The sequence below is a fragment of the Chamaesiphon sp. OTE_8_metabat_110 genome (genome assembly GCF_031382685.1).
Classification (GTDB): domain Bacteria; phylum Cyanobacteriota; class Cyanobacteriia; order Cyanobacteriales; family Chamaesiphonaceae; genus Chamaesiphon.
The window spans coordinates 1-3,344 of the sequence record NZ_JANMZA010000205.1 but is presented as its reverse complement, the minus strand read 5'-3'; the positions used below and the strand labels follow the sequence as shown (position 1 = coordinate 3,344).

At 50.5% G+C, this 3,344-nt stretch carries 3 protein-coding genes and 1 pseudogene; 2 read left to right on the top strand and 2 right to left on the bottom strand.

Annotated elements, in window-relative coordinates:
- Nucleotides 1–223, top strand: a pseudogene (locus RMO52_RS07780) (hypothetical protein); the annotation flags it as partial.
- 181 nt (nt 224–404) lie between these two features.
- Here the strand turns inward: RMO52_RS07780 and RMO52_RS07775 are convergent.
- Nucleotides 405–1,424 (bottom strand): serine protease, encoded by a 1,020-nt coding sequence (locus tag RMO52_RS07775; protein ID WP_310412597.1) that lies wholly within the window; start codon nt 1,422–1,424, stop codon nt 405–407.
- A gap of 77 nt (nt 1,425–1,501) precedes the next feature.
- Here RMO52_RS07775 and RMO52_RS07770 point away from each other — a divergent pair, with 77 nt between their 5' ends.
- Entirely contained in the window at nt 1,502–1,825 is a 324-nt protein-coding gene (locus RMO52_RS07770) for a 2Fe-2S iron-sulfur cluster-binding protein (protein ID WP_310412594.1), read from the top strand.
- A 584-nt stretch (nt 1,826–2,409) separates the two neighbouring features.
- Here RMO52_RS07770 and serS read toward each other — a convergent pair.
- On the bottom strand, nt 2,410–3,344 hold a 935-nt coding region (gene serS / locus RMO52_RS07765; RefSeq protein WP_310412591.1), incomplete at its 5' end, for a serine--tRNA ligase.

The window sequence follows — 3,344 nt, the reverse complement described above, 5'->3', positions numbered from 1 at the left end:
AGCCACCAAAGTAATTGAAGTACCCAAGCCAGTAGTGGTACCTGGAGCTACCAAAGTAATTGAAGTACCCAAGCCAGTAGCGGCACCCACGGCACCTACTACTACTGATAAATCAGATACTGCCAAACCTACGACTACGCCATCAGCAGCACCGACTCCAGGGAGTAGTGATGCCGCGCCGTCTGTTTCGCCTACGCCTAGTAGTGCCGAAGGAAGTAATTAATTAAGATCGATTTATGGCGGTGCTTCGTGTGTAGCAACCGCCAGGACATTCATCACATTTCGACCATTGCTGCAATACCCCCGACTTCTCCAAGAAGTCGGGGGTATGTCCGAAACTAGCGTGGCAGTTGTTGATACCCCTAAGAGATAATTGTGGGAATTTAATACCTCGATTTATCAGACTACAGCGGACGCTCGGGACGTTCTAATTGACAGGCATCACGATCGAGATTGAAAATGCCGCGTCGATCGAAACAAGCGGGAATCTGGTCTACTGGCTGACCGTAATTTTCCTGCGGAAACGTCTGGATCTCTCCATTGGTACCGACTTCACACGGACGATTGATGCTGCACGGAGGTTGTTTAGCCGCGTTGTCATTGACCCCAGTATTAATGATAGCCACCACGCGATTTGTCTTGAGCGAAATCATCGGCGAACCAGACATCCCCCCGACAATACTACAACGGTGACGAATCGATTTGGGCCAGTTGTAGATATCTTCTTTGATATTCGCCGTTGCTCCCACGCGACAGGTAGTGGCGTGGAGGTAGTTTAAACTGTCTTTGACGCCTTCTGACGGTACGCCGACGACGATCGACTGTTCGCCGACTGCGGGGGGTTGAGCGGCAATCTGGAGCAGTTTGATGCCCGCTTGTTTGAGTTCTCCCTGAGTAAGACTCAATTCGAGGATGGCGATGTCGTTATGTTTCATCGTGCCATACACCAGACGTTTGACGGGAATAGTCAACCGCTTGGGTTTAAAATCATAGAAGTAATTAACCGTAAATCGGGTTTTAGTCGATCGATTGACGATAATTTCTCGATTGTTAGGTAATTGACCTGCTTTGCCCTGACAATGCCCATTGGTGAGGACGTAAGCGGGAGCGAGCGGATTTCGACCAGTGGAGATCGCAAAGCCCGTACACACACCATAATCGACATCAATTAAGCCCACGCCATTATAGTTACCACCGGATTTGGTCGATAACATTTGCCAATTGACACGGTTGGAGTTGACTTCTCGATCGGGTATTTTCTGCCCGGATCGATCGAATATCGCCGCTCGAACGTTAGCATTAGGTATATATCCACCGATGCCAATTGCCACTAATATTCCCACGCCTAGGTTCTGGCAAAATCTCATTACCAAGCGGCTGCGAATGGCTCGACCGATCGAATTCTGAAACTGGATGTGAGACATGATTTCCTAGAGCCAGAACTTGCTAAAGTGGAGTGTATCTTCTTCAATACCTGCGATCCACCCATCACCAATCATCCATGACGAAAATTTATACTGTTGAGATCCATCATCAGGGAGAAGTTCACACGATCGAAGTTCCTGAAGATAAGCAAATTTTACGGGCGGCTGGTGCGGCGGGACTGTACTTACCTACTTCTTGCAATTCTGGAGTCTGCACGACATGTGCGGCGCAGGTAATCGAGGGTGAAGTCGAGCAGGGTGAGGGGATGGGTGTGAGTCCTGAGTTGCAAGCTCAGGGGTATACTTTATTGTGTGTCGCTTATGCTCGATCGAATCTGAAGATTGTGACTGAGAAGGAGGATGAGGTCTATGAGTTGCAGTTTGGGCAGCATCAGCGGTAGTGTGTATGCTGGTTGCGATCGTGGGGTGGCTCACTGCGTTCGCGTAGCATCTATCTTCATAGTGACGTAACAGTCGGTAAGCTACTGTACTGAGCAAAGCGGCAAATGTTAGATATTAGTGAGGTACGATCTTCCTAGCGGAGGCAGAACCCGGATCTGGGGGTTGTCTTGATGCGCTAAACCGTTGGGGAACCCAACGAGCGCGCATCGCTCCGACCCCCAGCCCCCCCGTTGAAAGGCGGAACGCTGTCTTGATTTGCTAAACCCTCGGGGAACCCGAGGAGCGCAAATCGCCGCCTCTCAAACTCTCCTGCGTATGGTTCGATCTGTGTGCTAGCGTGGTACGGCATTCACTCCACCCAAGATCTGTAGCTCCACCTAAGTAGGGTGGGCACTGCCAACCATCTAGGTTTCAGACTTTTTCAATCTGATAAATATCTACGCCGACCTACTTAGTTATCCCAGAAGAATCGAAGCTCCACCTCAGTAGGGTGGGCACTGCCCACCATCTGGGTTTCAGGCTCTCCTGCTCTGATAAATATCTGCACCGACCTACTTATTTATCTGAAAAGAACCAAAGATGATTAGAGGCTAGCTCTACCCAAATAAGATTGTAATACTTCGGGAATCGCGATCGAGCCGTCTGGTTGCTGATAATTTTCCAAAATTGCTGCCATCGTGCGCCCGACTGCTAATCCCGAACCGTTGAGGGTATGGATAAATTGGGTGCCTTTTTTCCCGGTTTCCTTGAAGCGGATGTCGCCGCGTCGGGCTTGGAAATCCTGGAAATTGGAACAGCTCGAAATCTCGCGGTATTTGCCAGCCGAGGGTAGCCAGACTTCAATGTCATAGCATTTTGCCGCACTGAAGCCGATGTCACCCGTGCAGAGTGCCAAGACTCGATATGGGAGTTTAAGTGCCTGGAGGATGGCTTCTGCATCCCTTAGCAGGGATTCGTGTTCTTGCTCGGAGGTGTCGGGATGGACGAATTTGACTAGCTCGATTTTGTTGAATTGATGGAGCCGAATTAAGCCTCGGGTATCGCGTCCCGCGCTACCAGCTTCGCGCCGAAAGCAGGGAGTGTAGGCGCAATGATAAATCGGGAGCTGTTCGCTGGCGAGGATTTGTTCGCGGTAGAGGTTGGTGATGGGAACTTCCGCTGTGGGAATCAGCCACAAGTCATCATCGGCACATTTAAAGCCATCTTCGGCAAATTTGGGGAGTTGCCCAGTTGCCGTCATTGAGGCACTATTGACGAGGATCGGCGGGCTGACTTCAGTATAGCCTGCGGCAATCTGTCGATCGAGCATGAAGCTAATTAAGGCACGTTCGAGCGCCGCACCCGCACCGATGAGGGTGACAAATCGACTCTGAGCGAGTTTGGCACTGCTCTCAAAGTTTAAGATACCTAATTTTTCGCCGATCTCCCAGTGGGGAAGGATTTGGGGATTAGTGGGAATATATTCGTCGCCCCACTTGCGTAGCTCGACGTTCTCCTCTTCACCTTTCCCGATCGGGG

What these genes read in the sequence shown, in the direction of transcription:
- RMO52_RS07775 (WP_310412597.1), bottom strand. Translation starts at nt 1,424, where the DNA reads ATGTCTCACATCCAGTTTCAGAATTCGATCGGTCGAGCCATTCGCAGC.
- RMO52_RS07770 (WP_310412594.1), top strand. Translation starts at nt 1,502, where the DNA reads ATGACGAAAATTTATACTGTTGAGATCCATCATCAGGGAGAAGTTCAC.